This window comes from Mesobacillus sp., assembly GCF_049588175.1.
GTDB lineage: Bacteria > Bacillota > Bacilli > Bacillales > Cytobacillaceae > Mesobacillus.
Genome location: NZ_JBAVFI010000756.1, coordinates 1 through 4,882 on the forward strand (window position 1 = coordinate 1; position 4,882 = coordinate 4,882).

At 44.0% G+C, this 4,882-nt stretch carries 4 protein-coding genes; all 4 read left to right on the forward strand.

What is annotated here, in order from left to right:
* Positions 1 to 268 precede the first annotated feature (268 nt).
* Positions 269 to 1,642 carry a PTS transporter subunit EIIC gene (locus tag WB217_RS18330; protein WP_423994745.1) on the forward strand — a complete coding sequence of 458 codons (1,374 nt, stop codon included), beginning with the start codon at positions 269 to 271 and terminating at the stop codon, positions 1,640 to 1,642.
* A gap of 171 nt (positions 1,643 to 1,813) precedes the next feature.
* The gene (locus WB217_RS18335) at positions 1,814 to 2,881 is read left to right on the forward strand and encodes a DUF871 domain-containing protein (protein ID WP_423994746.1); all 1,068 of its coding nucleotides are present in this window, start codon (positions 1,814 to 1,816) and stop codon (positions 2,879 to 2,881) included.
* 1 nt (position 2,882) lies between these two features.
* The gene (gene murQ, locus WB217_RS18340; RefSeq protein ID WP_423994747.1) at positions 2,883 to 3,797 is read left to right on the forward strand and encodes an N-acetylmuramic acid 6-phosphate etherase; all 915 of its coding nucleotides are present in this window, start codon (positions 2,883 to 2,885) and stop codon (positions 3,795 to 3,797) included.
* A 306-nt stretch (positions 3,798 to 4,103) separates the two neighbouring features.
* Positions 4,104 to 4,882 (forward strand): N-acetylglucosamine-6-phosphate deacetylase (nagA, locus tag WB217_RS18345; RefSeq protein ID WP_423994749.1); only part of this gene is annotated, 779 nt, incomplete at its 3' end.

The window sequence follows — 4,882 nt, forward strand, 5'->3', positions numbered from 1 at the left end:
AGCATTTTCGGAGGAGTCTACGCGCCCTCCACTACAGTCAACAGGGTATTAGAAATCAACATTCAGTTTTAACAGAGCATATTTTTATGCTACACAGAGAATTTCTCACTGGTATTAACCTTTTAACTTAATACTAATACCAACTGATAAATATTATTAAAAAAGGTATAGACAACTATACGTGTCCTTGTTATCATCAAATTGTAAGCGAATTCATTTTTTTGAACTTATACTTTCCATTACATTTATCTATTAAGGGGGAAACACAATGCGTAATGAAGAACGCCTGGCAAGAGAGATACTTGAGCAGCTTGGCGGCTCGGACAATGTTGCAGATGTCGCTTCATGTATGACCCGTCTGCGCGTCAAGCCTGCAAATTACAGCAAAGTCAATGTTGCTGGCATCAAGAAAATTGATGGCGTGCTCGGTGTTGTTGAAGAAGAAACATTGCAGATTATCCTTGGGCCTGGAATTGTCACTAAAGTCGCGAACGAAGTTTCTGAGATTACTGGAAAGTCTGCTAGTCTTGTAGACGAAAACGATCCAAATCCTTTTGAAGGGCTGGCTGGCCGCACGAAGGATGATCTGAACAAAAAGAACGCAACTCCGTTCAAATTATTCTTAAGACGAATCGCAAGTATCTTTATTCCACTGATTCCTGCGATTGTCGCTTCAGGTTTGATTGCCGGTATCACGAACGTGATCGTCCGTGCAGGTGCTGACCCTGAATCAGCAATTGTTCAAGTTCTTAACCTGATTGGCTGGGGCATCTTCAGCTACCTTGGTGTTTTCGTCGGTATCAATACTGCTCGTGAATTTGGAGGTTCGCCTGCATTAGGTGGTGCAGCCGGTATCCTGATCATTAACCCGGGACTTGCGAACATTACATTATTTGGTGAAGCACTCGTTCCTGGACGAGGCGGATTAATCGGCGTTATGCTTGCCGCTGTGTTTATCGCTTTCCTTGAAAAACGAATCCGTAAATTCGTTCCGTCATCATTGGATATTATCGTTACTCCTACGCTATCATTATTGATTACAGGGGTTGCCACATTATTTGTTCTTCAGCCTGTCGGCGGTTTGATTTCTGACCTGATCACAAAAGGCTTGCTTGGTTTGATTGATATGGGTGGAATCTTTGCAGGATTAATTCTTGCCGGTACATTCCTGCCGCTTGTTGTTACTGGTTTGCACCAGGGCTTAACACCTGTGCATATGGAATTGATCAATACAATCGGCGATGACCCGCTGCTGCCAATCCTTGCAATGGGTGGCGCTGGCCAGGTCGGTGCGGCATTCGCGATTTACTTCAAGACGAAGAACGAACGCTTGAAAAAAGTTATCAAAGGCGGACTTCCAGTTGGGATGCTCGGAATCGGCGAACCGCTGATTTTCGGGGTTACCCTTCCACTTGGCCGTCCATTCATCACAGCATGTCTTGGTGCAGCTGTCGGCGGCGCTTTCCAGGCATTCTTTAAAATTGCAACAATCGCAATCGGGGTTTCTGGAATCCCTCTTGCTTTCCTTGTCCATACGAACCAAATCCTGCTTTATCTTCTTGGCCTATTAGTAGCCTATGTGTTCGGATTCATCTTCACATGGACGTTTGGCTTCAAGGATGAAATGGCAAAAGATATTTAATAAAATTGAAGAGCTCTGGTTTCTTGTCCAGCAACGGCATGAACCGAAGCTATACGAATAACGAAAAAGGAGGAGAGTTGCTTTCCTCCTTTCTTCTATTCTATTAGGCTATTTTTCTGAATTTTGTTAACACTAAATTGTGAATTCTTTAACTTAATGGAGGGTTTTCATTTGCTGGGAATTTCCGTTTACTTAAACAAAGATCGCATGGAACAAAATGCAGCCTGGATTGAAAAAGCTGCTGGATATGGGTTGAAGTCTATTTTCACCTCCCTCCATATCCCTGAAGATAACCCTGCTGATTATAAGGAACCTTTACAGGAACTTGGATCCCTGGCTAAGCAGCATCAGATGGAGCTGATGGCCGATGTTTCCCCTCGATCGCTTAGCTTTCTGGGGCTTGACTGGGACAGCTACGAAAAATTGCTGGAATGGGGTCTTGCCGGCATCAGGGCTGATTATGGTTTTACGACCGAACAAATCGTCGAACTGTCGCAAAAAATGAAAATTGGCATCAATGCGAGTACGGTAACAAAAGAGGAACTTTTATCATGGATCGAAGCTGGGTTAAAGGCTGAAAACGTGGAAGCATGGCATAATTTTTATCCGAGGCCTGAGACCGGCTTGGACAAGTCCTTTCTTATAGAAAGAAATATCATGTTTCGCTCGATGGGCATCACAACGATGGCCTTCGTTGCAGGTGACAAGGATTTGCGCGGACCTATTTTTGCTGGCCTCCCTACTCTTGAGGAGCACCGTGGACAATTGCCTCATGTTGCCGCTGCAGAGCTAAAGTATACATGTTTTACCGATAAAATTCTGATTGGAGACCACTCAGCATCAGATGAACAATTGGAATTGCTCACTTTCCTCTCGCAGGAGATTGTCCCGCTTCGAGTTGAAGCCGGGAGCTTGCCTCAGCTAAAAGAATACCTGGGCAAGCCGCTGACCAACAGAATGGATCCTGCACGCGATGTCATCCGCGCGGTTGAATCACGATCCTATGCGTTAAAAGGGGATAAGCAGCTCGATCCTGAAAATCAGCAAGAAAGAACACGTGGTACTGTCACGATCGACAATCACCTATATGGGCGGTATGCAGGCGAATTACAGATTACCGTGAATAACCTCCCTCTAGATGAGAAAGTTAATTGCATCGGAAAAGTCATCGAATCAGATCTTCCCCTGCTTACAAACATCAAAGCGGGACAAAAATTTCAGTTTATTGTGAGGGATTAACATGAATATCGCCAAACTTAATACAGAACAGCAAAATCCAAAAACAATGAATATAGACCTTATGTCCACAGAGGAAATCATCACAGTCATTAACCAGGAAGATACACTTGTTCCGAATGTACTCGCAAGGCAGGTTCCGAACATTTCGGAGGTTGTCGACAAGATTGTCGCTGCCTTCAAACAAGGCGGCAGGCTGATTTATGTCGGCGCAGGTACATCCGGGCGTCTCGGAATCATCGATGCATCAGAATGTCCTCCTACCTATGGCACTGATCCGGGGATGGTTGTCGGGATCATCGCAGGCGGAAAAGAAGCGATGACGGAAGCGATTGAAGGTGTCGAGGATGACAAGCAGCAGGGCCAGACAGATATGGAAGAAATCTCACTTTCAGCGAATGACGTCGTTGTCGGCATCGCTGCCAGCGGAAGGACTCCTTACACGATCGGTGCACTCGAATACTCCAAACAGCTAGGTGCTGTAACCGTTTCTGTTGTTTGCAGCAAGGATTCAGAGATGGAAAAAGTCTCTGATTACACGATTGCAGCGGTTGTTGGACCGGAAGTCATTACAGGATCGACGAGAATGAAATCTGGAACTGCACAGAAGCTCATTTTAAATATGCTTACTACAGCATCAATGATTAAAATGGGCAAGGTTTACGGCAACCTGATGGTCGATGTCCAGATGACGAATGAAAAACTGCACAACCGCGCAGTAAATATTGTAAAAATGGCTACAGGAGCATCTGACGAGGAAGCAAGAGCAGCCATCAAGGAACAAAACTATCATACGAAAGCAGCAATCCTGCAAATCATTACTGGTTTGAAGGGCATCGAAGCGAAAAACCTTTTAGACAAAAATGATGGATACCTGCGTGAAGCAATTAGCGAACATTATAAAGGCAGCGCACAATAAAGCGGCCTTAATACTTTAAAATAGATCGTAATATTACCAGGAATAGATACCTAAAAATAGAATGCAAATTTAATCGATTTAGCTATTAAAAAAGAAACCTACGAAATTAAAGCGATTTGACGGCCTAAACAAAGAGCGGAGAAATTCTCCGCTTTTTACCTGTATATACCATTATAAGAGTTATTATTTCTAGAGTAACTGGTATAGACAACTAACGTATTGTATTAGTATAATAATGGTATAGAGGGTATAAAGGTAAGTAGTAAGTTCAGCTCTCTACAGGACAAAAATTTCAGGTGATGACGAATGAAGGATTTATTGCTTTTAAATGCAAGGGTTTTAACTGAAGAAGGACTGATTGATAAGGGATTTATCTATATTAAGGATGGCAAAATCGCTGAAACAGGACAGGCTTCTGCCCTGCCGGCTGAATATCGTCATGCTGAGGTGATTGAACTCCCTGTGAACAGCACCGTTGTACCGGGCTTTATCGATATCCATATCCACGGAGCCGGCGGTGCGGATACAATGGATGCTACAACTGAAGCTTTGAATACAATGGCATCGATTCTGCCTCAAGAAGGGACAACCAGCTTCCTGGCGACAACCATCACTCAGGATAAAGATGAAATCCTCAAAGCCTTAAGAAATGCAGCTGATTATATCAGCAATCATAATCATTCAGGGAAAGCAGAAATACTAGGCGTCCATCTTGAAGGCCCTTTTATCAATGAATCTCGCAAAGGTGCACAGCCTGCTGATCATATCATCGCTCCAGATGTCGAGCTTTTCGCTAAAATGCAGGAAGCAGCCGGTAATCATATACGTCTCGTGACACTTGCTCCGGAAAAAGAAAATGGCTATGAGTTTATCACTTATTTAGCTGAAAACGGTGTCATTGCTTCTGTTGGTCATTCAGATGCCACATATGGACAAATGGCTGAGGCAGTCAAAGCTGGCGCTACACATGTTACCCACCTGTTCAACGGAATGCGCGGAATGCATCATCGCGATCCAGGTGTAGCTGGTGCGGCATTACTTTTTGATGAGTTAAAAATAGAGATTATTGCGGATGGCATTCATGT